The sequence below is a fragment of the Paenibacillus sp. PSB04 genome (genome assembly GCF_025809195.1).
Classification (GTDB): domain Bacteria; phylum Bacillota; class Bacilli; order Paenibacillales; family Paenibacillaceae; genus Paenibacillus_AQ; species Paenibacillus_AQ favisporus.
On the sequence record NZ_CP081301.1, the window covers coordinates 4,038,104 to 4,061,681 of the forward strand.

Below are 23,578 nucleotides of genomic sequence, written 5' to 3' on the forward strand. Positions count from 1 at the left end.
TGCTCAGGACATAACTGAGATGGAGGTGTTATCGTACTTATGAACCAGTGGGATGCCGATATTCACATTACGGACGCTTTGGTCTGCGAGCTGATCGAAAGCCAGTTCCCGGATCTGGCCGGACTTCGGATCAGGCAGATTGGGGAAGGCTGGGATAACGCCGTTTATCGGGTGGGAGACCGCTATACGTTCCGTTTTCCAAGAAGAAGCATCGCCGTTGAACTCCTGCGCACAGAAGGGAGGCTGCTGCCGCTCCTTCGCGATTACATTACGCTTCCCTATCCCAAACCGGTGTTCTACGGACTGGAAAGCGAGATGTATCCATTTCCGTTTCTGGGTTACACTTATATACCCGGAACGTTTCCCGTTGGACTGACCGATGAACAGCGGCGTTTATCGGCGGCTTCTTTAGGAAGCTTTCTGCGTAAACTTCATTCGTTTCCGGTGGAAACGGCAAGGGAAGCGGGGGCTTCGGAAGACCACCGGAACCTGACGGACGTAACTTCACGCAAGATGAAAATGGTAGACATCCTGTCCAGCCTGAAGCCTCATCTGCCAAGGAAGGAGTATGATGCCATCCAGAAATATTTGAACCACCGTGTTACCGTGGACCGGATTACCCCGCAGGAAGTAATGCTCCATGGCGATCTGCACTTTAAAAATATGCTGGCAGACGAGCGTGGACAAATCAGCGGCGTGATCGACTGGGGAGATCTGAATGTCGGCCATCCGGGCTGCGATCTCAATATCGCTTACAGCTTTTTGGGGCCGGCAGAGAGGCAGCTGTTCTTCGAACAGTATGGCGAAGTGGATGAGGAAGCCAGGCTGCTGGCCAGGCTGATCGGCGTGTTTATTCCGATGCTCCTTTTGGCTCAGGCGGTTCAAATCCAGGATGCCAGGGTGGCGGAAGAAGCGCGGGCCAGTATTCGCCGGGCTTTGTCCGGTGATTGAAACGGCAGATAATGATCCTCGGGAAGCGTATGGTCGTGGTCCAACGGGAACGGATGAAACTTTTTTGAAAAGCGCCCCCCAACCTGTTAAGAATGATGGTGCCAGCTGCCCGAGTGTTAGGCAGTAAACCTCGACTTAACTGTCGGGGATTTTGGTTAGCTCAAACCGGCTGCCCCATCTTTGGGTAGTGGCGATGAGGGTGCGGTCTCCTTTCGTAAAAAAAATAGCCGCTCCCTTCATGCTCCTTATAGTCCCACCCCTGCTTCTCCAGCATGGAAATGATGCGCTGACCATTCTGCTGAGAATTGAGCCGGCTGATATACCAAGTATTTTCCCCATCTGACAGCAGGACAGCAGGCGTATCGCCGGACTGCATGCCCTGATTCCATGCCGTCTTTTTGTCGATCCCTTGAAGCGGAAAAGCCGGGTATAGAAGATGGGTCTGAAGCATGAGCCACAGTATAATGGATAGCAGAACCAAGGCTCCCGAAGCACCGATAAACCATTTTTTCAACACGATATATTTCCCCTTTGTTTATCAGATAAAGTTCGCAGTGCCGGAATTTTCCTTTGTCCCATTATAGCCCGGATTTTCGATGTCTTACAGGCCTACATAAAGGAATCAGGCGTTACTTTCCTCTCACTTAAAGCGTTTTATACAAAGAGAATGACGTACCGATCGCGTTTGAAGGGGGCGCTCGATTGAAAAGTATAATGACTGCTTTCCTGCTAGTTGTGTTCATCTTAGCGGGCTGCAGTCCAGAGAAAGATACGTTCAGCTCCCCGCTGTATCAAGGCCGAAGCTTGAAGATCGGGGTGATTGGTGATGTTCCGATGGTGCGGGAGAGTAATGTTACTTTTAAGCAAATTACGTTTGATGATTTGGAAAAAGGAGATTCGTTCTTATCCTCATACGACGCCGTTTTTATCATGAAAGAGGAGCTGCCGACAGCCGCATCACCGCAGTACGCCAAAATATATAAACTTGCTGGAATTCCGTTTTTTTTCTTCGAACCTTCCAAAATCCTTCCTACCTATATAGATGCTTCGATTTCTTATCAAGATTTTCCGGACACATTGTCTGGTTTCTTTGTACTTGGATACGATGGAGGGACACGGCACCAGTTTGGCACCGGTTTGTACAACGACACCAAAAACGAGACGAATGTCAAAAGCGCTTACTCCGATATCTTCAGGCAGATCGAAACCGGGCTATAGATGGTAATATCTTATTGAATAAGGAGGAACATGTCCTGAAAATCATCGGCTGCTCGCTGTTAGTGCTTCTACTGTTACTTACCGGATGTGCTCCCGTCCCCCAATCTTACAGCATGCCTGAGTATAAGGGCAGAAGCTTAACGATCGGAGTGGTTGGAGGGGCGCCTTCTGTAAGGGAGAACAACGTTAGCTTTGTAACCTTAAATAAAGCAGATCTGGAGAAAGGTACCGCGAATTTAACCCGCTATGATGCCGTGTTTATCATGAAGAAGCATGTCCCTCATTTTGAAGCTCTTATGGAAAAAAATGAACTGAACTTAGAGGACGGCGTTCCGATCTTTTTTTTACAATCTTCGAATATACCGGATCCTCTCTTGAGCGGCGAGGGCTTGCTCCGGAAGAATACTTCCGAATCTAATGAATTTGCGTTAGGTTATGTGAAGAAGGGAGAGCAGAATAAAACATTTTCCTTGGTCTTGGACGAACAAAACGACCCTTTCTCAAACCTGGAGAACGCCTATACCATCCTTTTCAAAACAATCGAATCGGGTATTTAACCGGACAAAAAAATCCTTATTCCGACGCCGGCAGATCCGGTATGGAATAAGGATTTTTTGCTTGTTTCAACAGGAGCAGCAAGGCTGCTTCCGCGGTTGCTTAACGCCGGCCATCCAGCGTAAGCGGGGCGGCACTGTTCTGAAGAAGCATGCTGCGGTACAAATATTCAAAAATGAATTCAAACGCCTCCAGATGCTTTTTCGCTTCAAACGCGTTTTTGCCCCAGGCATAAATGCCGTGGTTGCGCAGCAGGATTCCCGGTACGGCCGGGTTCAGCACGCCTTCCACGAGTTCGGCAATGCGGGGAATATCCGCATAGTTCGGAAGCACAGGGATGGAAATCGGCGCATTTTCCTCCCAAATGTTGAACGCTTTAATCAACTCGATGCCCTGAGCCGGCACGGCTCCGGCCTCCCCGAACCATTCGCTGATCAGGTTGTTAAAGATCGTATGCACATGGAACACGGCGCCGCAGCCGGTGAGACGGTATATTTCGCAGTGGATTTGCGTCTCCGCGCTGGGCTTCAGCGAGGTCGTTTCCACCGCCCGGCCGCTTTTGTCCACGAACAAAAAGTCTTCCGGCGTCGTCAGCGACTTGTCTTTACCGCTCGCCGTAATGGCGAAATAAAAGGCTTCCGGGTCAAATTCGCCCACCCGCATCGAAAGATTGCCGCTGGTCCCCGGGAACCAGTTCTTCGCGGCAAACTGCTGTTTGATCAGGCTCAACTCTCCGAGAACCTGCTGCTTATGCTCCAGGCTAATGCCGGCAAAGGTCATGTCTACAGCACTCCTTGTCGTTGTTTCTTCTTCATGTCCTCGATAATGTCAAAAAAGGTTTCAAAAGGAACATGCTTCACGCCAAGCTCCGCGCATTTGTCCGTCAGGATGGAGCGGGAGTAGACGAGGTCGGCGATTTTGGCGCCTTCGAAGTCGGTCAGGCTGTCGCCGATCAGAATCCGCTCGTATTCGTCTTCCGGGAACCGCCGCATGACCGTCGTTTTGCACATCCCGCAGCCGTTATGGCAGGGATCCTGGCAAGGGTGCGGCCAGAGGATCTTGATCCGCTCTCCGCTGAAATCGGCGCTGTTGCAGAAAATATGGTCGGACGGAATTCCGAACGGCTCGAGGAGCGGATCGATAAAAAAGTCCATGCCGCCGCTGGTCACGTAAAAGCCGATATTTTCCTCTCTGGCATAGTCCAGAAATTCACGGAAGCCGTCGCGAATGCCCGCCCGGCTTAAGACGTAGCTGACAATTTCGTCCTTCATCGAAGAAGGCAGCAGGGCGAACATGGCGCCGACGCCTTCGCGCAGGGTGATCTTCTGGCTGACCGTATCTTCCATGATCGGCTTGTACCCGGCCGGGTCAAAATGCTTCATGATCGCCACGATGTTATCCGACAGTGTGATCGTGCCGTCAAAATCGCAAAAGATTACGCGTTTCTTGGCTGTCATCGTTCGCCTCCCCAGGCGTCCAGGGCGGCCTTCAGCTCAGGATGGCCGTCTTCGGCATACTGGGCGAGCGGAATGGACTGCTGCGCCGCAGCAATCGCCTGCACAAACGCCCGTCCGCCGGCCTCCGTACCCATCGGATGGCCGTGAATGCCGCCGCCGGCGTTCACGACCACGTCGGTTCCGAAATCCCGCAGGATGAGCGGCACGAGTCCGGGATGGATTCCCGCCGAAGGCACCGGCATGCTGGCCTTCATTGGCAGTTCCCGGCTGATCAGCTCGTCACGGATCGCCATGTTTTCCGCCTTAGGCATCGTCACGGATCCGTAAGGGGAAGGGAAGAGCACCAGATCCGCGCCGGCGAGCCGCATAAGCTGGCCGAGCAGCACCGAGGCAGAGATACCGTAATGCGGCGACGGGTAGAAGGCTCCCGCGAGGGCCGGATGCGCGGCGATCGGAACGTTGATCTCCGGATCGCTGCTCAGTTCATGCAGCACGTCGTAGCCGTAGGACAAGACGTTGAACAGCAGCGCGTTCGCGCCGGCGCCGATCGCCTTCTTCGCTTGGCTCTTCAAGCTGGACGTCGGTCCGGTCAAATTGGCCGCATACAGCAGCTTCTTGCCTGTTTCTTTCTGCGCCGCTTCTGCCGCCTTCAGGCATACTTCCACGCGCTTTTCGATCGGCGTCAGTTCGTTTTCGAACAGGATCTCGTCGTCTTTAATCAGATCGACTCCCCCGAGGGCTTGTCTCAGAAACTGCTCGCGCAGCTCGTCCGCATTCAGGCCGATGACGGACTTGAAAATGCTCATCAGAAGCGGCCGGTCATGGACGCCGAGAATGTCCCGAATGCCGGCGATGCCGAATTTGGGGCCGGGGAAACCCTGCACGAAATGATCTGAAAAGCCGAGGCGGTTCAGCTTGATTTTGCCGTCCATCGAGATTTTGCCGAAAACGGTGACGAGCAGGGCCGGAATGTCGCGGCTGAAGTTGATGTCCGGGTACGCGATGGTGACGTCGGCGTACCGCTCGCCGGGTGCGGCGCCTTCCGGCTCATGCACGTCCACCTGGAGCACTTCGCCAAGATGCTTCTGCATCGATTCCCGCTTTGCTTGGGGAAGCTCGGTCCAGCTGCCGACGGTCATGCCGACAGCGATCGAATCGGCCTTTTTACGAAAGTCGGCCTTGTCGTCATACAGCCGGTACGTGGCTGTGCAGCGGCTCATGAAATTCCCTCCTTCAGCGCGGCCCCCATTTCCCGGGAGCGTTCCGCGCAGCGGTTCACGGCAGCGATCACTGTTTCGAAGAAATCGCCTTTGTCAAGCGTTTCCAGTGCCGCCTGGGTGGAGCCGTTCGGCGATGTCACCTTCGCCCGGAGGGCGGCAGGCTCTTCGCCGGTCTGCTGCACCATCCGTGCGGCGCCAAGAACCGTCTGCACCGTAAGTTCCTTGCACTGCTGCGGCGTCAGTCCGCCGCGGATGCCGGCAGCCATCATCGCTTCCATCATGTAATAGATATAAGCGGGGCCGCTGCCGGAGATGCCGGTCAAAATTTCCAGCTTGTCTTCTTCCACGACCGTTACCGTACCGACAGCCTGGAACAGCGTCATGACCGTCTGGCGGTCCTGGTCGTTGATTTCCTTGGAGAAGGAGACGCCGGTTGCACCGAGGCCGATGGAGCTGGAGGTGTTCGGCATCGTGCGGGCGACGGGCTGCTTGCGTCCGAGCAGATCCTGGATCGTGCGAATGGTGAGACCTGCGATGACGGATACGATCAGCGTGTTATCGGAGAGCAGCGGACCGAGTTTGCGCAGCACGTTAGCCGCATCCTTCGGCTTGATAGCGAGCACGATAATCGGAGATTCACGCAAAATTTCCGTCGTTTCCGCCGGGTCATTGTTCGTTTTGACATTGTAGCGGTGCTTGAGCTCTTCGAGCCGCCCCGAGTTGGAGCGGTTCAGCATGGTCAGGCTTCCGGCATTGACGACCGATCTTCCGATCAATCCTCTGACGATGGCTTCCGCCATCGCTCCTGCACCGTAAAAGGTAATGGGCTGGGCAATCATGGCCTGTTGTTGACTCATTATAATTCCTCCTTGCGCGGTAAGCCGGTATTGTAAAGCTCCGGTATTACCCGCGAATTTGTCCATTTCCATGGATGATGTATTTCGTGGAAGTCAGAGCCGGCAGGCCCATCGGGCCGCGGGCGTGCAGCTTTTGCGTGCTGATGCCGATCTCTGCGCCAAATCCGAATTCGAAGCCGTCCGTAAAGCGGGTGGAAGCGTTATGGTATACGGCGGCAGCGTCCACTTCCTGAAGGAAACGTTCGGCATGGCGCTGATCGGCGGTAACGATGCATTCGGAATGCTTGGTACCGTAAGCAGCAATGTGCTGCATGGCCTCATCTATCGATTCTACAATTTTTACGTTCAAAATGTAATCATTGTACTCCGTTGCATAATCTTCTTCTGTGACCGGGAGAGCCCAGTCGACGATTCTGCGGGTTTCTTCGTCGCCGCGCAGCTCGACGCCGGCTTCCTTGAATGTTTCTGCCAGCGCCAAGAGATGTTCCCGGGCGTACGCCTGATGCACGATCAGCGTCTCCATCGAATTGCAGACCGACGGACGCTGTACCTTGGCATTGATCGAGATCTCTTCGGCCATCACGGGATCGGCCGTCTCATCCAGATACGTATGGCAGATGCCGGCGCCCGTTTCGATGACCGGCACGGTGGCGTTTTCCACTACGGTGCGGATGAGCGAGCTGCCGCCGCGAGGTATGACGACATCGAGCAGGCCGTTCAGCTTCAGCATCTCGTCAACCGAGGAACGGTTCGGATCCTCGATCAGCTGCAGCGCCTCCGGCGGAATGGCGGTGGAGGCGAGGGCGCCATGGAGCACCTCGACGATTTTGCGGTTGGAGGAGAGGGCGGAGGAACCGCCCCGCAGCACCACGGCATTTCCTGTCTTCAGACACAGGCCGGCGGCGTCGACGGTCACGTTCGGGCGCGCTTCGTAAATGATGCCGATAACGCCAAGCGGTACGCGGTATTTGCGGATGCGGAGCCCGTTTGGCCGTTCGATATTCTCCAGCTCGTCGCCGACCGGATCGGGGAGCTCGACGATTTGCTCGAGCCCTGCGGCGATGGCGTCGATCCGCTGCGGATTAAGGGCCAGGCGGTCGAGCAGCGAGGATGAAGTTCCCTGCTGGCGGCCGCGCTCAAGGTCTTCGGCGTTGGCCGCGATAATGTCATCCTGCTTCTGACGCAGCGCCTCGGCCATGCGAAGCAGCGCCTGATTTTTCTCGTCGGTGCTCAGCCGGTTTAATACGGCGGCAGCAGCGCCGGCGCGTTCTGCTTTTGATCTTACTTCACTCATATCATAAATGCCTCCTTGTCCTTATTATGTGAGTAACCTATTTTAAGGTAATCCACTCATCCCTATGAATCACTTCGAGCCGGTGAACGGTATCCAGCGTCCGGATCACTTCAGCGCTGCCCAAGCCCTGAATCCGCCTGAGCTGCTCATCGTCATAATTGACGATGCCGCGGCCGCAGACCGTCCCTTCCAGGTTCAGCACCTCGACGACGTCGCCAGCATGAAACTGGCCTTCGACCTGCTTCACGCCAACGGGGAGAAGGCTGTGGCCGCCATGAACAAGCGCTTCCTCCGCTCCCCGGTCCACGTAGAGAGTGCCGAGCGGTGTGGACATGAACCCGAGCCACTGCTTCTTCATCGGCAGCGAGTGCAGCTCGGTGTCGAAGTAGGTTCCTTTGCCGCGGCCTTCCATGGCGCTGCGAAGATCGCCGTTCTCGGTCACGCGGCCCACGAAGACCGGCACGCCGCCGCGGGTGGCGATTTTGGCTGCATCCACTTTGGAACGCATGCCGCCCGTACCAACGGATGAACCGGCGCCGCCGGCAATGGAGTAGATCTCCTCGGTAATTTCTCCGACATGGTCAAACCGGATCGCATTCGGATTATTCCGCGGATCGGCCGTATAAAGACCGTCCGTATCGGTCAGGATCAGCAGGTGCTGGGCTTTGACCAGGTTGGCGACGAGCGCCGACAGCGTGTCGTTGTCGCCGAATTTCAGCTCATCAACCGAAACGGTATCGTTTTCGTTGAATATGGGGACCGCCCCCTGCTTCAGCAGCTCCTCGACGGTCATGCTGGCATTGTTCATGCGCTTGCGGCTGCAAAAGTCGGTGCGGGTCAGCAGGATTTGCGCGGCGGTGATGCCGTGCGAGGCGAATGCTTCCTGGTACGCCTGCATAAGCAGCGCCTGGCCGACGGAGGCTGCGGCCTGCTTTTCGTGCAAAAGCTTGGGCCGGAAGCTGTAGCCGATCGCCCGGAAACCGGCCGCGACGGCACCGGAGGTGACCAGCAGCACTTCGCATCCGGCTTTGATGAGTGCTGCAATTTCGCCCGCAAAGAAAGCGACCGCATCGCGGTTCAGTCCGCCTTCAACGCTAGTGAGCGAGCTGCTGCCGATTTTGACGACGACTCGAGATGGCATAGGATATCACGTTCCTTTTCTAATATAAGACTGCTCTGTTTTCCTCATAAAAACTTCCTGGTACAACAAAAAAACTTTCGTCCTTTGGAGTAAAGGACGAAAGTTTATACTTCCGCGGTACCACCTTTATTGATGATTGGATCATCCGGCTTTGGGCCCTGTAACAGAAGGCACTGTCCTGCACACAAGCAGGCCGCTCAGGGGTAGGTTTCGGAAGGGCTCGCGGTAAATTCTTTCAGCCGGTGGAATTTACTCTCTGGGCGCGAGTTGCCGTTCTTACTGGTCCCGTCAACGCGTTTCATTATGGTTCTATTATGCTTCCTTTGGTTCATCCGCTTTATTTTCACCTAGAATACCACGAAGCGGCAGTCTTTGCAAAAGGTTATACGAACAGATTCAGCCGTCCGATCCGCTCGGCTGCTTCCTGCAGCCTCTCCTCGGAGGTCAGCAGCCCGACGCGGACGTAGCCTTCGCCATGCCGGCCGAAACCGATGCCGGGAGCAACGGCCACCTTGGCTTCTTTCAGCAGGAGGTCGGCAAACGACTCCGACGTAAAGCCATTGGGCACCGGCAGCCAGCTGAAGAAGGAACCGCCCGGCTTCTCCGCCGCCCAGCCGATGCGGCCGAGACCGTCGAAAAAGGCGTTGCGACGCGATTCATACCGCTGCACGAGCTGCTGTACGCAGTCCTGGGAGGAGGTGAGCGCCGCAGCAGCAGCGGCTTGGATGCCGCCGAACAGACTGACGTAAATATGATCCTGCAGGTTGTTGATGAGCGAAATCACGTCCCTGTTGCCCAGCGCAAATCCGACACGCCAGCCAGCCATGTTGTACGTTTTGGACAGGGTGTAGAATTCGATGCCGACTTCCTTGGCGCCTGGTGCCTGCAGGAAGCTGACGGGGCGCTCGCCGTCAAAGCCGATGGCACCGTAAGCAAAGTCGCTTGCGACGACGATGCCGTGCTCTCTGGCGAAGCGGACCGTGTCCTCATAGAAGCTTAGCGGGGCGACGGCCGATGTCGGATTGTTCGGATAATTCAGGAACATCAGCTTGGCGCGTGCCCGGTCCGCCGGGCTGATCCGGCCGTAATCCGGCAGGAAGGCGTTGTCCGCCAGCAGCGGCATAAACGACATTTCGGCTTTGGCCAGCGCTACGCCGGACCAGTAATCGGGGTATCCCGGATCCGGAACGAGGCACAGATCGCCGGGATTGAGCAAAATCTGCGGGAGCTGCACGAGTCCCGTTTTGCCGCCGAACAAAATGGCAACCTCTTTCTCAGGGTCAAGCTCCACGCCATAATCCTCGAGATAGCGCTTCGCGATCGCTTCCTTTAAAAAGGCAAAGCCGGTAAACGGCGAATATTTATGATAGAGCGGGTTGGCTGCCGCCTCCTGCAGCGCGGATACGATGTGTCCCGGCGTGGGTGTATCGGGATTGCCCTGCCCCAGATTGATGACGTCATGCCCAGCGGCGATTTCCCGGTTCACCTTCTGCACGAGGGTAGCGAAAAACTGGGTCGGCAGCTGGGTCATCACTTCGGCGGGTACGATGGGAAAAGCGGATGTCGGACGTGCGTTGTCCTCTGATGAATGCATATCAAATCACTCCGGTCTGGACTCGAGAATAATATGTTTAAATCTATCACGATTTATCAGGGCTGTATAGAGGGAAATGACTGCTTGCACGCGGAATGGGCAGGGACTATGATGGTATACAAATGAGATTTGCGGATCAAGCCGTTCGCGCCATGATCCAGGGGAGGAACCAATCATGCCTTTAAATGAACGCGCGGTGCTGCGAGCCGCTTTAATACAGGCCGATATTCAAATCGGCCAGCCGGAGGCGAACCGCCGCCATATGGAAGTCCTGCTGGAACAGGCGGTGTCTGCGGAGCCGAAGCCGGAACTGCTGGTGCTGCCCGAAATGTGGAATACTGGTTACGCGCTGGAGCAGATCCAGGAGCTTGCGGATCCGGATGGCAGGGAGAGCCGGGAATGGTTATCGGCTTTTGCCAAGCGGCACGGGGTGACGATCGTTGGTGGCTCCATCGCGGAGAAGAAGGACGGCGGCATCTACAACACGATGTACGTTTTTAATGAACAAGGTGACACGACGGCCCAATATTCCAAGATTCACCTGTTCCGGCTGATGGACGAGGAGAAGCATCTAGAGGCCGGCGATGAAATTGTCAGCTTTACATTGCGTGAGGGCTTTCAGGCCGGCGCTTCAATCTGCTACGACATCCGTTTTCCGGAACTGGCCCGCACCCAGGCGCTGAACGGGGTAAAGGTGCTGATCGTGCCTGCCGAATGGCCGAATCCGCGCCTTCACCACTGGCGCACGCTGCTGATGGCCCGGGCGATCGAGAACCAGATGTATGTCATCGCCTGCAACCGCGTCGGGGTGAGCGGAAGCACCGAGTTCTTCGGCCATTCGCTCATCATCGACCCTTGGGGCGAGATTGTGGCTGAGGGCGGCGAAGGCGAAGAGATCGTGACCGGTGAACTCGATCTTGGACTGGTCGATGAAGTGAGAGGCCGGATTCCGGTGTTCGAGGACCGCCGCCCCGATATTTACCGTAAACCGTAACCGCATACCTCAATCTTCAAACCGGAAACCGCACATGAAAAAAAGGTCCGGGCTCTCCGCCCGGGCCTTTACACGTTTTTTAGACCAGATCATTCAGCGTATCCTTGAACGTTTCGATAAAAGCCTCCGCCGCTTTGGACAAATACCGTCCGCGCCGGTATGCGACCACAAGTGTCCGGCTCGGCACCGGCTCGGCAAGGGGAAGGTATACCGGCACGAATTCGCTTCGCGGTGCCCGCGCGATAAAACGCGGTACCAGCGTGATGCCCATGCCCGTGGCGACGAGCGACTGGATCGTCTCCATGTTGTTGCTCTCAAAGACGACCTTGGGCTCGAAACCGGCCTGCTGGCACAGGTCGAAGGTTATTTTGCGGAAGCCCTGTCCCTTTTTGAGCACGATAAACGATTCCCCGCTCAGCTCATCGATCCGGACCGGAACCGGCTTCCCGGCTTTGGCTCTGGCAGCGAGCGGATGCGATTCTGGTACGGCGAGGTCGATCTTTTCTTCACCGATCACCTCGTATGTCAGCGAAGGCTCCTGCAGCGGCAGGGAGAGCAGGCTGAGGTCCGACTTGCCTCCCGCCGTAAGCTTTTCCAGGTTCATAGAGGAGTCCTCCAGCAGGGTGATTTCGATGTCAGGGTACTGGCGTTTGAATGTGGGAAGCACATGCGGAAGCAAGTGCGCGCCTGTAATCGGCATGCTGCCGATGACCACCTTGCCGCTCTTCAGCTGGGATATATCAGCCATTTCCTGGCGCAGCAGCTCCACGGCGTCTATAATTTTTTGGGCCTGCTCCATGAAGGAAGCCCCGGCATGCGTCAGCTCCACTGTGCTTGTATTGCGCTGGAACAGCAGCACCCCGAGCTCTTTCTCCAGCTTGGACAGCTGTTGGCTCAAGGAGGGCTGGGCGATGTGCAGCTTCTCGGCGGCCCGGGAAAAATTTCGCTCTTGGGCGATTTGGAGTGCGTATTGCAGCTGTCTAAGTTCCATGAGACACCTTCCTTTGCTTTCTATAAAGTAGCGGACAAAACACGCTTTGCTTGATAGTTAATTCCTATTACTTTTATAGATATTATATCTTGGATCAATTAAGCTGCAAATGCTATATTTAGTTTAATTCAAGAGGCTGCCGGGCTGAATCGACTTCTGTCCGGTGTCTCTTCCAAGGAACGAAACCATGAAGAGGTGACAGTGATGAGTAAAAGAACGATGTTTGAGAAAATCTGGGATAACCACGTGATTCATCAGGAAGAAGGCAAGCCGAGCATTTTGTACATCGATTTGCACCTCGTCCACGAGGTAACGTCCCCGCAAGCCTTCGAGGGCCTGCGCCTGAGCGGCCGCAAGGTGCGCCGTCCGGAGCTGACGTTCGCAACGATGGACCATAACGTACCGACGAAGGACCGCTTTAACATTAAAGACCCGATCTCCAAGCAGCAGATCGACACGCTGTCGCAGAACTGCCGCGACTTCGGCGTCACCCTCTTTGATCTGGATACGATTGATCAAGGGGTCGTGCACGTTATGGGGCCGGAACTCGGTCTGACCCATCCGGGCAAAACGATCGTCTGCGGGGACAGCCACACCTCGACTCACGGCGCATTCGGCGCTCTGGCATTCGGGATCGGCACAAGCGAAGTGGAACACGTGCTGGCTACCCAATGCTTGCAGCAGGCCAAAGCGAAGACGATGGAAGTGCGCTTCGTCGGCAAGCGCAACCCCGGCGTAACGGCGAAAGACATGATCCTCGGCGTTATTGCCAAGTATGGCACGGATTTTGCTACAGGTTATGTCATTGAGTACACGGGCGAAGCGATTCGCGAGCTGTCGATGGAAGAGCGCATGACCGTCTGCAACATGTCGATCGAAGGCGGTGCGAGAGCGGGCATGATCGCTCCGGATGAAACGACATTCGAATACTTGCGCGGACGCCAATACGTGCCGCAAGGCAGCGACTTTGACCAAGCGGTGGAGCAGTGGAAGCAGCTCGTCACCGACGAAGGTGCAGCATACGACCGCGTTGTGGAGTTTGACGTGGAAACCCTGATCCCGCAAGTGACCTGGGGAACGAGCCCGGGTATGGGTACGGACATTACGTCTCGCGTGCCGGTGCCGGCGGAACTGCCGACCGAAAACGAACGCAAAGCAGCTGAAAAAGCGATTGAATATATGGGCCTGACGCCGGGAACGCCGATGTCGGAAATCGAAATCGACTACGTGTTTATCGGTTCCTGCACCAACGGCCGGATCGAGGACCTGCGCGCTGCGGCCCAGGTAGCCAAGGGGCACAAAGTGTCCGACCGGGTAACGGCGATCGTCGTTCCGGGTTCGGGACGCGTCAAGATCCAGGCGGAGAAGGAAGGACTGGACAAAATTTTCACCGAAGCGGGCTTCGAATGGCGCGATGCCGGATGCAGCATGTGCCTGGCGATGAACCCGGACGTTCTCCAGCCGGGACAGCGCTGCGCATCGACGTCCAACCGGAACTTCGAAGGCCGTCAAGGCCGCGGCGGACGCACGCACCTCGTGTCTCCGGCAATGGCTGCAGCAGCAGCGATCAAGGGTCGGTTCACGGATGTCCGTGATTGGAACTTCAAAACGGAAGCGGTCAGCAGCTAAGGAGGAGAATAAACATGGAAGCTTTTACGAAATTAACAGGTCTCGTCGCTCCGGTAGACCGGGTGAACGTGGATACGGATGCCATCATTCCTAAACAATTTTTGAAGCGGATCGAACGCACCGGTTTCGGACAATTTCTGTTCTATGAATGGAGATTCGATGAGCAGGGCAACGACATCCCGCAGTTTTCGCTGAACCAGCCGCGCTATAAAGGAGCTTCGGTTCTGATCTCCAGAGCGAACTTCGGCTGCGGTTCTTCCCGTGAGCATGCGCCATGGGCGATCATGGATTACGGGTTCAGATGCATCATCGCTCCATCGTTCGCAGACATTTTCTACAACAACTGCTTTAAGAACGGCATTCTGCCGATCAAACTGTCTGAAGAGCAGGTGGAAGACCTGTTCCAGCGTACGGCAGCAAATGAAGGCTACGAGCTGAACGTCGACCTGGAAAACAAAACGATCACGGATGCCCAAGGACTGCGTATCGATTTCGACCTGGATGAGCACCGCCGGCAATTCCTGCTGCAAGGCCTGGACGATATCGGCCTGACCCTTCAGCATGAAGACGCCATCTCCGCCTATGAGCAAAAGCACGCGGATCGCTTGTTCGCGTAACTTATCCAGCCGGATGGGCACTGCCCTTCATTATAAGCTCCCATGCTCCGATAAGGAGTGTGGGGGCTTTTTTGCTGGGCGCTGGAGTATACCCGAGGAGCCGAAGGAGTCAAGGGAGGTCGATATTTGGATAAATCGGGAAACAAAACAGGTAAAAATTTGTAAAATCAAGCAGGAATATAAGCTTAGCGCACAGAAATTGTTACAGGTCAAATACCGTTAATGTTTTTTTTATACATACATTCTGCGGCTTGTCACGAGCAGCAGCAAAAAATCAGTTTGTCAGAGGTGGAACATGAAGAAATTCGGCTTTTTACTGTTTTTATTAATGTTCGCCTTTATTGTCGGCGCCCAGGCGCCGTCGGTATCGGCGGCAAGCGGCACGGAGATCGTGCTGGACGGGAAACAACTGGACATGCCTGCGGACGCAGGGGTTGTCAACGTGAACGGGAGCATTATGGTTCCCTTCCGCGTGGTCGGTGAAAATCTTGGATTTGCCGTAGATTGGGAGCAGAAGTCGCAGAAGGTCACGATTCAGAAAGGCAGCACCAAGATGCTGCTAGTCGTGAAGCAGAAATCGGCAACCGTGAACGGCAAAAAGGTGAGCCTGGATCAGCCGCCGCTCCTGCAGAAGGGCAGCGTCGTTGTGCCGATCCGGTTCGTGAGCGAACAAATGGGTCTTGCGGTCAGTTGGGATGGCGTCAACAAAACTGTGTATCTGTCGACGGATGGATCGAATCCGTCGGGAGCCGATCCGGGAACAGGAGCAGGGAGTGGAGGCACAATACCGGTTCCTGATACGGGGAACGGCAATCCGGAAGGCACCGCTCCGTCAGGCGGTTCTGAAGGATCCGGCGTGACCGGCCAGGAGGGGACTGCCGAGCTGACTGGCATCAGTTTTAGCGACAACCGCCTGATGATCGCTACCTCCGGTAATGGAAATGTGGTCCCGAAAGTGTTTTCGATGAAAAATCCGGACCGCATCGTCGTGGATCTGCCGCAGACCCAATTCTCAGGAGCACTGGGCGAGACGCTTCCCTTGAGCGCTGACGCTCAAGGGAAACTGGACGTCAGCGGGTATCCCGACGTTTCCGGGATCCGGTATTCGTTGTTCAGCAGCAGTCCGTCCACCGTTCGGATCGTGATTGATTTGAACTATGCCAAAAACTATGCCGCTTACCCGGATCCGTCCGGAAGCGGGATGTTTATCGTCGATTTGAATTTAGCTTCGGAGACGCCGTCGGTTCCGGTCGGGGGCAGCGGGAAGAAGGTCGTCGTGATCGACGCCGGGCACGGTGCCAAGGATCCCGGGACGATCGGCTATTCGAAAACGAAGGAGAAGGACTTCAACTTGGCGGTTGCCCTGAAGGTCGGACAGCTTCTCGGGAGCGAGCCGAATATCGATTTTGTTCTGACGAGAAGCGATGACACTTTCCTCGAGTTGAAGGACCGTGTTAAAATAGCCAACGATCTGAATGCCGACGTATTTGTATCCATTCATGCGAACAGCGCAGGCTCGTCTGCGGCGAGCGGCAGCGAAACCTATTATCAGCGTGATGCAAGCAAATCGCTGGCGAACGTGCTGCACAAGTATTTGGTTCAGGCTACCGGCCTGGCGGACCGGGGAGTGAGATACGGCAACTTCCACGTCATTCGGGAGACCAAAATGCCGGCTGTTCTCCTGGAGGTTGGTTATCTGAGCAATCCGAAGGATGAGGCAACCTTGTTCTCCGAAAACGTCCAGCAGTCCGTCGCGCAGGGAATTGTGAGCGGCATTAAGGAATATTTGGGATTATAGAATTCGGAACTTGGCTGAAAGGAGTGTTATGGTGAATAAAAAAATATGGTGCGCAGTTCTTCTGTCCGCTGTGATGATTGTGGGAGCAGGCTGCGGTCAGAAAGCGAAGACGGCTCCTCCACCCCCAGCGAGCGCTTCCGAACCGAGCTCGGTTCAAGCGGACGAGAGCACATCGCCGCCGGTTACGGAAAGTACTGCTCCGGATGACAGCACGGCAGGCAGCAATTCGGGCAGTGACAGCAGTGGAGGGACCGGGGAACCCAAGGGTGATTCAACCGGTGAGGCAGCTAAGGATCAACCCAGCTTTCAGAAATTGACCATTGATGTATATTACACCGACCCGCAGGAAATGGAGCTGAAGAAAGCCCAGAAGGAGATCAGCTACCAGGTTCCTCTTGAGAAATACGTTGAGGCGTTCAAAGCGCTTCAAGACAGCGGCAGCACCGACCTCGTTCCGCTGTGGGGGAAAATCGAATTGACCAAAATGTCGCTGGACACGGATACGGGACTCCTGCATATGGATATTCATATCCCGGACGAAGCACGGCTGGGATCGGGCGGGGAACAATTTGCCCTCGACTCGCTCAAGCAAACGATGTTTCAATTCGACGAAATCAAAGCGATCGACATCCTCGTCGACGGCCAAGCCGTGGAGAGTCTGATGGGCCACATGGATCTCGACCATCCGATCAAGAGAGGCGAGTAGATCATCGTTTCAATCGTAACGAAGAAGCATGCCGATTCCTATTGGGAGTCGGCATGCTTTTTTTGCGGGAACCATGCTTTTCAGCAGGGGTGTTTGAATCGATAATACATAAAATCCCGGTTTTGTCCATCCAAAGTCATAGTAAAACTTTTGCATATAGAGGAATATATTCGCAACTTTTCAAGGGGGCTCGCGTCTAATAAATGTCTGGTGATGTCGAAGATGCCGAAGCCGAAACGTCAAAAAGCAGTTGAAAAATTTGAGAATGGTAGGGGTGAATAATGAAGAAGTTTGGTTTTTTGTTTGCGTTTATATTTGTCTTCATTTTGGCGTTTCCTCATAATGGACAGGCTGCGGCAGGGAGCACAAAGATTTTTTTGAATGACAATGAGCTGAAGCTAACAGGTAATGCAGTGGTTGAAAATGTGAAGGGTAATACGATGATCCCATTTCGTGTGGTCGGAGAGAGTCTGGGATTTGAAGTCGCATGGGAGCAGAAGACCGGCACGGTAACCATACAAAAGGACTCGACAGTCATAAAGCTTGTTGTTAATCAAAAGAATGCTACGGTTAACGGCAGTAAGGTTGCACTTAATATCGCGCCGATTCTGCGCACCGACACGGTCATCGTCCCGCTTCGCTTTGTGAGTGAGCAAATGGGACTGACCGTCAGCTGGGATAATGTGAAGAAAGTGGTATATTTAATTACCCCGGATTCGAATGCCGGAAACAGCGGAAATGCCGGCACCGGTGCAGGCAACGGCGGGACAACCGTACCCGGCAGCGGCAGCGGCAGCGGCGATAACGACAGCAGCGTCGGGCTCGTCAATGGACTCAGCTTCAGCGACAACCGGCTGCTGATCGCAACCAGCGGGTCGGTTAAGGCCAGCAGTTTTAAAATGACTGGTCCCGATCGGGTCGTCATCGATCTGACGAACGCGAAATTTTCGGATCAATTCAGCGGTTCTTCTCCGCTGGACAGCAATTATAACGGCTCAATCAACGTCAGCGGCTATCCGGATGTATCCAAAGTCCGTTACTCGCTGTATAACGATAATCCTTCCACGGTACGCGTGGTCATTGATCTGAATTATGCAAAAAATTATAAGCTGACCAATGAAAACGGGATGTATATCATCGACTTGAACACATCAGACAGCGGCACTCCTTCCACTCCAGTTGGCGGAGGCGGCAAAAAAATCGTCGTCATTGATGCAGGCCATGGCGATCAGGATCCTGGCGCATCAGGCGTTTCCGGCAAAAAAGAAAAAGCGTTTAACTTGGCGGTTGCCCTCAAAGTAGGGGCTCTGCTCAAAAATGATCCTAACATCGATGTCGTACTTACCCGCAGTGACGATACGTTCCTTGAACTGAGCGAACGGGTAAAGATCGCCAACGATTTGAAGGCGGATGTGTTTATTTCCATTCATGCGAACAGTGCAGGCTCCTCTGTGGCAACAGGAAGTGAAACCTATTATCAGCGGGATGCCAGCAAGGCGCTGGCCAACGTGATGCATAAGTACCTGGTACAAGCCACCGGACTGAAGGACCGCGGCGTTCGCTACGGCAATTTCCACGTCATTCGCGAGACGAAGATGCCGGCTGTGCTGCTGGAAGTCGGTTATCTGAGCAACAAAAACGACGAGGCTGCCCTTTTCTCGGAAAGCTTCCAGCAGCGGGTTGCCAAAGGCATTGTCAGTGGTATTAAAGAGTATTTAGGTGTGAAATCATGATGAGTCGCAGGAACAAGGAGGCGGGAAGTCAATGAATAAAAAAGTTTGGTGTGCAGGGGTTCTGGCTCTGGCGTTGGTTGCTTTGGCAGGCTGCGGCCAGAAGCCGACCGCCTCACCAGATCAGCAGCAGGAGACGGCCTCCGATCAGCAGGTGACTGGAAGCGGCGGAGATACGGCAGCCGGAGAAACGGGAACCGAAGGCACCAACGGTGCCGTTACTTCCGACAGCGGGCAGGACCAAGGTTCAGACCAAGGTCAGACCTCATCCGGTTCGCAAGGGCAAGGACAGGGTCAAGAGTCGACTGGCCAGGGCCAATCCACGTCCACACAAACGACGAATTCGAACCAAAAAAGCTTGAATATCGATGTCTATTATACAGATCCTGAGGAGCTGGATTTGCACAAAGTCCAGAAGGAAATCAGCTTCAGCAGCGATGATGAAAAGTATAAGAAGGCGTTCGAAGCGCTGCAGGCCAGCGACAAATCGGACCTCGTTCCTCTCTGGGGCAAGGTGGAACTTAAATCGCTGAGCATGAAGGACGGTCAGCTCACCATCGACATTCATATGCCGGATGAGGCCCGTCTTGGTGCAGGGGGCGAGCAGTTCGCCTTGGACGCGCTCGACAACACGCTGTTCCAGTTTGACGAAGTGAAGTCGATCGAACTGCTGGTTGACGGCGCCAAGGTGGAAAGCCTGATGGGGCATGTCGATTTGGAGCATCCGATGACAAGACACTGATTTTTTTGGGGAATTTCAGGAAATATAGCAGGAGCTCGGCTCCTGGATGTCGAATTATATACAGCTAGAGCATGGCTGATAGTATCGAACTAAAGTTGGAGCGTCGCGCATCCTTTGTGGGAGCTATGATTCCTGGGGAACGGGCGCCTCCGCTTTAGTTCTTTCTATTTATTTCAGAGAGGGGCACTATCATGGTTCAGAAACGCAGCAATCATTCCTTACCTTCTAAAAAAGTCGTCTCCGCCGTCCTGGTCGGTATGATGGCATTAAGCTCGGGCACAGCCGTATTCGCGGATACCCCGGCGACGACCGGAGCAAGTGTAACAGCAGCTTCTGCCGGCCAGTTCAGTGACGTCAAGAGCGGATTCTGGGCTGAGAAGCATATATACAAGCTTGCTGCCCAAGGCATCATCCTCGGTGATAAAGGGCTGTTCCGTCCAAACGATTATGTGACCCAGCAGGAAGCTGTTACGATGGCGATCCGTTTTGCCGGGCTTCAGAACAAGCTGAGCACGGACACGGCCGTTGCGCTGCCGGAGAATGTCGTCGTAAATAATTATTTCAAGCCATACGTTGCACTCGCTTTCCAGCAAAGCCTGCTGAACAAGGCATCCGAAAGCGCGGCCACCGGTCAAAAGGGAAACTGGGGCGAGCGGAAGGCGAGCCGGGAGTGGATCACCGAAGTGCTCGTCCGCGCTCTGGGCAAGGAAAGCCAAGCTTCCGCCGCAGCCTCGAAGGCCACGACGTTTGCCGATAACGGCAAGATTTCCGCTTCAAAACGCGGCTTTGTGAACGTGGCACTGGAGCTGGGATTGACGAATGGTGTGGATGGTAACCGCTTTGATCCGCAAGGTTCGGTTACGCGCGCCCAGCTGGCGACCTTTTTCAGCCGGGCCGAAGCCTACAACAACATTAAGTACGACAACTCCGCCGAAGGCATCATCACCGGGCTGAGCGATAATAAGCTTGATTTGTATGTAGACGGCAGTGTGAAGAGCTACGCCCTTGATGCGACAACCGGATATTTTACAAAGGATTCGGAAACGAAGATTGCCTTTACGGAACTGAAGCCGTACACCAAAGTGATGGTCATCGGCAGCGGGACGAAGGCAGGGTATGTGGAAGTGACGGATCCAACCGTTCAGCTGGAAAGCACGGAAGGAACGTTCCAGAAGCTGTCTCCGGGGAACATTCTCTGGATCGAAACGAACAGCACGTTCCAGCAGTTTACATATGATGCGGGCACGACGTTCCTGGATCAGAACGGTGCGAAGATCGATCCTTCCGCCATCGCGGTCGGCAGCAAGGTATCGGTATCTCGTGAAACGTTCAGCTCTGCGAAGAAAACGGTCATCGTTCAAGTGAAATCGGGGATCGTGAACAAGACGGGCACCGGAACGCTGCAGAGCATCGATACGGCCACCAAGTCGCTCGTTATCAAAAATGACGCGGGCAATCTCGAGAGCTACACTTGGGATGCCAACTCGTTCTTCAGTTACCAGAATGAGATTCTGTCTCCATCCGAACTGAAAGCGGGCTCGACCATTAATTACACGATCAGAAACAACATGATTCAATCCATTGAATTAAAACAGGGAGTGGAGCGTACGATCCGCGGATCCTTGTATGAGGTTGGAGCAAACGGCTCGACCATCACCTACAAGCGGGACGGCGGAGCACTTGAAGTGAAGCTTCTTGCCAGCAAGCCGGAAATCGTCATCAGCGGCATCAGCGCACCGCTTCTTAGCGATCTGATCGCGGATTCCACCGCTGGCGACCAGGTGCAAATTACGCTGAATCCTGACGAGCAGGTAACCAAAATCGAAGTGCTGAACCGCCAGATGGAGCAAAAACGCGGAGCCTCGGTCGTATCCTATGAACCGAAGACGAAGCTGCTCACGCTGATGGATGCCAACAAAAAACCGTTCGTTGTGACGCTTGACGATAAAACCAAGCTGGTGTACAACACGGCCAATCCGACGCTGTCCGGCATCGAATCGCTGCTGACGACCGGCCGTAAAGTGAACGTCAGCTATCTGACGAACCGGGCGCTGTCGCTTGAGGTTATCTACCAGTACGACGGCAAGGTAACCGCGATCGATACGGCTGCCAAGAAGATAACTGTGGTAACCCCTGGCGGGGAAACACTCGTGCTGCCATACAGTAATCCTGCTGTACAGGCATACGGCAAGAGCAACGCTTCGCTGTCCGACGTGAAGATCGGCAGTGATGTCGCCCTCGTGCTGAATGCGACGCAGGATGCCATTTCGTCCATTCTATTGAAATCGACGGTTCAGTTTGAAGTCGTGGACATGAACTATACCAGCAGCCGAATTACGGTGAAGAAGGATGGCGTGACGAGCCAGTTCTATCTGGACAAAGCCGCACTGACAGGAGATAACGGACAGGCGGTGGAACTGGCGGATATTCGTGCCGGACAAATCCTCAACGTGACGTTTAACGGAACAAACGCGGCTGCCGCGCAAATCGTGAAGCTGACGACGGGCCAAATCACGGCGGTGGACTCTTCTGCGGCATCGCCAAGCATTACGGTGAAGGATTATGCCGGCACGACGGAAACGTTCAAGCTCGGAACCGGGTCGAAAATCGTCAATGACGCCGGCAGCGCTCTGAGCCTGGGGAACCTGGCTGCGGGCAACCGCGTCGAAGTCCGCAAGGACGAAAGCGGCAATGCCGTGGTCAAGGTGCTGAACGTAACGACCCAAACCTACTGGAAATATGACAGTTATGCGAAGGAAATATATGTGAAACGGCAAAATGTCAATGATGCCAACCTTTACACGCTTTCGCCTGGCGCATATATTCATCAAGGTGACACGATATTGACCGTGCAATCCCTGAAAGAAAATGATACTATTGTATTGTATTTAAACAATGGAACGATTGTAGAAATACAGAAACAATAGTATGCTTTGGGAATGGTCATAAGATACACCGTCTTGATGCGGGGTTCTTACCCGCGTCAGGACGTTTTTTTTTGCAGGAGGTACTTCGCATGAAGGCTGAAACCGTTCGCTATATTTTGGACACGATCGGAGCGATGTTCCCTGATGCGCATTGTGAATTAAACCACAGCAATGCGTTCGAGCTGACGATCGCGGTTCTGTTGTCCGCCCAGTGTACGGACGAAACGGTAAACAAGGTAACCAAGGATCTTTTTCAAAAGTATAAAACGCCTGAGGATTATGTTTCGGTTCCCTTGGAGGAGCTCGAACAGGATATCCGCCGGATCGGCCTGTACCGGAACAAAGCCAAGCACATCCACAATCTGTGCCGCATTCTGATCGAACAGTATGGCGGAGAGGTTCCACGAGAGCATGACAAGCTGGTACAGCTTCCCGGCGTAGGACGCAAGACGGCCAATGTGGTGGTGTCGAATGCTTTTGACGTTCCGGCGATTGCGGTGGATACGCACGTCGAGCGGGTTTCCAAGCGGCTTGCCCTGGCGGGCTGGAAGGACTCGGTGCTCGAAGTGGAGAAAAAGCTGATGAAGCGGGTGCCCAAGGATGAGTGGACGATCACGCACCACAGGCTCATCTTCTTCGGCCGGTATCACTGCAAGGCACAGAATCCGAAATGTCAGGTATGTCCGCTGCTCGATGTGTGCCGTGAAGGAAAAAAACGTATGAAGACGTCCCAAATCAGAAAAGATAAGGAACATACAGGATAGGAAGAACAAAGATGGAGAAGGATGGGATTTAGATGAAATGCATTTCGGTGTACACAGACAATTTTGAAATGTTTTCCGATATTTTTGACGCGGTTGTGGAAAGCAAACTGAGCGAAAACGAAGAGAAGGAAGTCGAAGGAATCACGGTGAGCCATTCGGGCGACGTGCCTGAGCATTACCTGGACCGGATGTCCGTTAAGCCTGAAGTCGTTGTCATGAAGGACAAGTCCCGGGGCTTGACGATTTTGCAGCACGGCAAAGTCTTTGAAATTTTGATTCCGGAACTGGAAAGCGCGTCGATTTAACGGCCTGTATATGCAGCGTAAGGCCCAGGATAAAACCGAATGGTATTCGGTTTTATTTTTTTTGTCCGGCAAAATGATTTCCAACCAT

At 54.4% G+C, this 23,578-nt stretch carries 22 protein-coding genes; 13 read left to right on the forward strand and 9 right to left on the reverse strand.

The genetic code is table 11. From position 1 onward, the window contains the following. Positions 1–39: 39 nt before the first annotated feature. Complete coding sequence (locus K2F33_RS18775) at positions 40–951, forward strand: phosphotransferase (RefSeq protein WP_412973930.1); 912 nt, start codon at positions 40–42, stop codon at positions 949–951. Positions 952–1,111: 160 nt separating this feature from the next. Here the strand turns inward: K2F33_RS18775 and K2F33_RS18780 are convergent, their stop codons facing one another. Further along, complete coding sequence (locus K2F33_RS18780; protein ID WP_263878235.1) at positions 1,112–1,468, reverse strand: hypothetical protein; 357 nt, start codon at positions 1,466–1,468, stop codon at positions 1,112–1,114. A gap of 185 nt (positions 1,469–1,653) precedes the next feature. On the opposite strand from K2F33_RS18780, the gene K2F33_RS18785 reads away from it, so the two are divergent. Further along, entirely contained in the window at positions 1,654–2,169 is a 516-nt protein-coding gene (locus K2F33_RS18785) for a hypothetical protein (RefSeq protein WP_263878236.1), read from the forward strand. Positions 2,170–2,183: 14 nt separating this feature from the next. Continuing rightward, entirely contained in the window at positions 2,184–2,726 is a 543-nt protein-coding gene (locus tag K2F33_RS18790) for a hypothetical protein (RefSeq protein WP_263878237.1), read from the forward strand. A 100-nt stretch (positions 2,727–2,826) separates the two neighbouring features. Here the strand turns inward: K2F33_RS18790 and mtnB are convergent, their stop codons facing one another. From mtnB to K2F33_RS18825, 7 genes are all read right to left on the reverse strand, one after another. Next, positions 2,827–3,504 (reverse strand): methylthioribulose 1-phosphate dehydratase, encoded by a 678-nt coding sequence (mtnB, locus tag K2F33_RS18795; RefSeq protein WP_076170910.1) that lies wholly within the window; start codon positions 3,502–3,504, stop codon positions 2,827–2,829. Positions 3,505–3,506: 2 nt separating this feature from the next. Then, entirely contained in the window at positions 3,507–4,181 is a 675-nt protein-coding gene (locus K2F33_RS18800; protein WP_263878238.1) for a 2-hydroxy-3-keto-5-methylthiopentenyl-1-phosphate phosphatase, read from the reverse strand. After that, positions 4,178–5,401 carry a 2,3-diketo-5-methylthiopentyl-1-phosphate enolase gene (locus K2F33_RS18805; RefSeq protein ID WP_263878239.1) on the reverse strand — a complete coding sequence of 408 codons (1,224 nt, stop codon included), beginning with the start codon at positions 5,399–5,401 and terminating at the stop codon, positions 4,178–4,180. Before K2F33_RS18805 ends, K2F33_RS18800 begins: the two co-directional genes overlap by 4 nt. After that, positions 5,398–6,258, reverse strand: a complete 861-nt coding sequence (proC, locus tag K2F33_RS18810) for a pyrroline-5-carboxylate reductase (protein ID WP_076170916.1) — start codon at positions 6,256–6,258, stop codon at positions 5,398–5,400. Before proC ends, K2F33_RS18805 begins: the two co-directional genes overlap by 4 nt. Before the next feature lie 46 nt (positions 6,259–6,304). After that, complete coding sequence (locus K2F33_RS18815) at positions 6,305–7,552, reverse strand: glutamate-5-semialdehyde dehydrogenase (RefSeq protein ID WP_263878240.1); 1,248 nt, start codon at positions 7,550–7,552, stop codon at positions 6,305–6,307. 37 nt (positions 7,553–7,589) lie between these two features. Next, entirely contained in the window at positions 7,590–8,693 is a 1,104-nt protein-coding gene (gene proB / locus K2F33_RS18820) for a glutamate 5-kinase (RefSeq protein ID WP_089548011.1), read from the reverse strand. A 382-nt stretch (positions 8,694–9,075) separates the two neighbouring features. Further along, complete coding sequence (locus K2F33_RS18825) at positions 9,076–10,287, reverse strand: pyridoxal phosphate-dependent aminotransferase (protein WP_089548010.1); 1,212 nt, start codon at positions 10,285–10,287, stop codon at positions 9,076–9,078. 175 nt (positions 10,288–10,462) lie between these two features. Here K2F33_RS18825 and K2F33_RS18830 point away from each other — a divergent pair, with 175 nt between their 5' ends. After that, a complete protein-coding gene (locus K2F33_RS18830) occupies positions 10,463–11,281 on the forward strand; it encodes a carbon-nitrogen family hydrolase (protein ID WP_089548009.1) in 819 nt (272 codons plus the stop codon). A gap of 79 nt (positions 11,282–11,360) precedes the next feature. Here the strand turns inward: K2F33_RS18830 and K2F33_RS18835 are convergent, their stop codons facing one another. After that, entirely contained in the window at positions 11,361–12,272 is a 912-nt protein-coding gene (locus K2F33_RS18835) for a LysR family transcriptional regulator (RefSeq protein WP_076170924.1), read from the reverse strand. A gap of 204 nt (positions 12,273–12,476) precedes the next feature. Here K2F33_RS18835 and leuC point away from each other — a divergent pair, with 204 nt between their 5' ends. From leuC to K2F33_RS18880, 9 genes are all read left to right on the forward strand, one after another. Then, positions 12,477–13,901: a 3-isopropylmalate dehydratase large subunit gene (gene leuC, locus K2F33_RS18840; protein WP_089548008.1), complete on the forward strand. Its 1,425-nt coding sequence runs from the start codon at positions 12,477–12,479 to the stop codon at positions 13,899–13,901. Positions 13,902–13,915: 14 nt separating this feature from the next. After that, positions 13,916–14,518, forward strand: coding sequence for a 3-isopropylmalate dehydratase small subunit (gene leuD / locus K2F33_RS18845; RefSeq protein WP_076170928.1), 603 nt, complete (start codon positions 13,916–13,918; stop codon positions 14,516–14,518). 295 nt (positions 14,519–14,813) lie between these two features. Beyond that, positions 14,814–16,316 carry an N-acetylmuramoyl-L-alanine amidase family protein gene (locus tag K2F33_RS18850; protein ID WP_263878241.1) on the forward strand — a complete coding sequence of 501 codons (1,503 nt, stop codon included), beginning with the start codon at positions 14,814–14,816 and terminating at the stop codon, positions 16,314–16,316. Positions 16,317–16,344: 28 nt separating this feature from the next. Further along, positions 16,345–17,022, forward strand: a complete 678-nt coding sequence (locus K2F33_RS18855; RefSeq protein WP_318670954.1) for a GerMN domain-containing protein — start codon at positions 16,345–16,347, stop codon at positions 17,020–17,022. 281 nt (positions 17,023–17,303) lie between these two features. Beyond that, positions 17,304–18,755 carry an N-acetylmuramoyl-L-alanine amidase family protein gene (locus K2F33_RS18860; protein ID WP_263878242.1) on the forward strand — a complete coding sequence of 484 codons (1,452 nt, stop codon included), beginning with the start codon at positions 17,304–17,306 and terminating at the stop codon, positions 18,753–18,755. Between the two features lie 31 nt (positions 18,756–18,786). Further along, positions 18,787–19,494: a GerMN domain-containing protein gene (locus tag K2F33_RS18865; protein WP_263878243.1), complete on the forward strand. Its 708-nt coding sequence runs from the start codon at positions 18,787–18,789 to the stop codon at positions 19,492–19,494. 191 nt (positions 19,495–19,685) lie between these two features. Next, positions 19,686–22,421, forward strand: coding sequence for an S-layer homology domain-containing protein (locus K2F33_RS18870; protein WP_263878244.1), 2,736 nt, complete (start codon positions 19,686–19,688; stop codon positions 22,419–22,421). Positions 22,422–22,510: 89 nt separating this feature from the next. Next, on the forward strand, positions 22,511–23,185 hold the full coding sequence (gene nth / locus K2F33_RS18875; RefSeq protein WP_076170938.1) for an endonuclease III: 675 nt from the start codon (positions 22,511–22,513) through the stop codon (positions 23,183–23,185). 32 nt (positions 23,186–23,217) lie between these two features. Next, entirely contained in the window at positions 23,218–23,490 is a 273-nt protein-coding gene (locus K2F33_RS18880; protein WP_076170940.1) for an NAD/NADP transhydrogenase alpha subunit, read from the forward strand. The last annotated feature ends 88 nt before the right edge of the window (positions 23,491–23,578 follow it).

Bases quoted from the DNA above. Each gene is read 5' to 3' on its own strand.
- K2F33_RS18775 (WP_412973930.1), top strand. From the start codon at position 40: ATGAACCAGTGGGATGCCGATATTCACATTACGGACGCTTTGGTCTGC.
- mtnB (WP_076170910.1), bottom strand. From the start codon at position 3,504: ATGACCTTTGCCGGCATTAGCCTGGAGCATAAGCAGCAGGTTCTCGGA.
- K2F33_RS18800 (WP_263878238.1), bottom strand. From the start codon at position 4,181: ATGACAGCCAAGAAACGCGTAATCTTTTGCGATTTTGACGGCACGATC.
- K2F33_RS18805 (WP_263878239.1), bottom strand. From the start codon at position 5,401: ATGAGCCGCTGCACAGCCACGTACCGGCTGTATGACGACAAGGCCGAC.
- proC (WP_076170916.1), bottom strand. From the start codon at position 6,258: ATGAGTCAACAACAGGCCATGATTGCCCAGCCCATTACCTTTTACGGT.
- K2F33_RS18815 (WP_263878240.1), bottom strand. From the start codon at position 7,552: ATGAGTGAAGTAAGATCAAAAGCAGAACGCGCCGGCGCTGCTGCCGCC.
- proB (WP_089548011.1), bottom strand. From the start codon at position 8,693: ATGCCATCTCGAGTCGTCGTCAAAATCGGCAGCAGCTCGCTCACTAGC.
- K2F33_RS18825 (WP_089548010.1), bottom strand. From the start codon at position 10,287: ATGCATTCATCAGAGGACAACGCACGTCCGACATCCGCTTTTCCCATC.
- K2F33_RS18830 (WP_089548009.1), top strand. From the start codon at position 10,463: ATGCCTTTAAATGAACGCGCGGTGCTGCGAGCCGCTTTAATACAGGCC.
- K2F33_RS18835 (WP_076170924.1), bottom strand. From the start codon at position 12,272: ATGGAACTTAGACAGCTGCAATACGCACTCCAAATCGCCCAAGAGCGA.
- leuC (WP_089548008.1), top strand. From the start codon at position 12,477: ATGAGTAAAAGAACGATGTTTGAGAAAATCTGGGATAACCACGTGATT.
- leuD (WP_076170928.1), top strand. From the start codon at position 13,916: ATGGAAGCTTTTACGAAATTAACAGGTCTCGTCGCTCCGGTAGACCGG.
- K2F33_RS18850 (WP_263878241.1), top strand. From the start codon at position 14,814: ATGAAGAAATTCGGCTTTTTACTGTTTTTATTAATGTTCGCCTTTATT.
- K2F33_RS18855 (WP_318670954.1), top strand. From the start codon at position 16,345: ATGGTGAATAAAAAAATATGGTGCGCAGTTCTTCTGTCCGCTGTGATG.
- K2F33_RS18860 (WP_263878242.1), top strand. From the start codon at position 17,304: ATGAAGAAGTTTGGTTTTTTGTTTGCGTTTATATTTGTCTTCATTTTG.
- K2F33_RS18865 (WP_263878243.1), top strand. From the start codon at position 18,787: ATGAATAAAAAAGTTTGGTGTGCAGGGGTTCTGGCTCTGGCGTTGGTT.
- K2F33_RS18870 (WP_263878244.1), top strand. From the start codon at position 19,686: ATGGTTCAGAAACGCAGCAATCATTCCTTACCTTCTAAAAAAGTCGTC.
- nth (WP_076170938.1), top strand. From the start codon at position 22,511: ATGAAGGCTGAAACCGTTCGCTATATTTTGGACACGATCGGAGCGATG.
- K2F33_RS18880 (WP_076170940.1), top strand. From the start codon at position 23,218: ATGAAATGCATTTCGGTGTACACAGACAATTTTGAAATGTTTTCCGAT.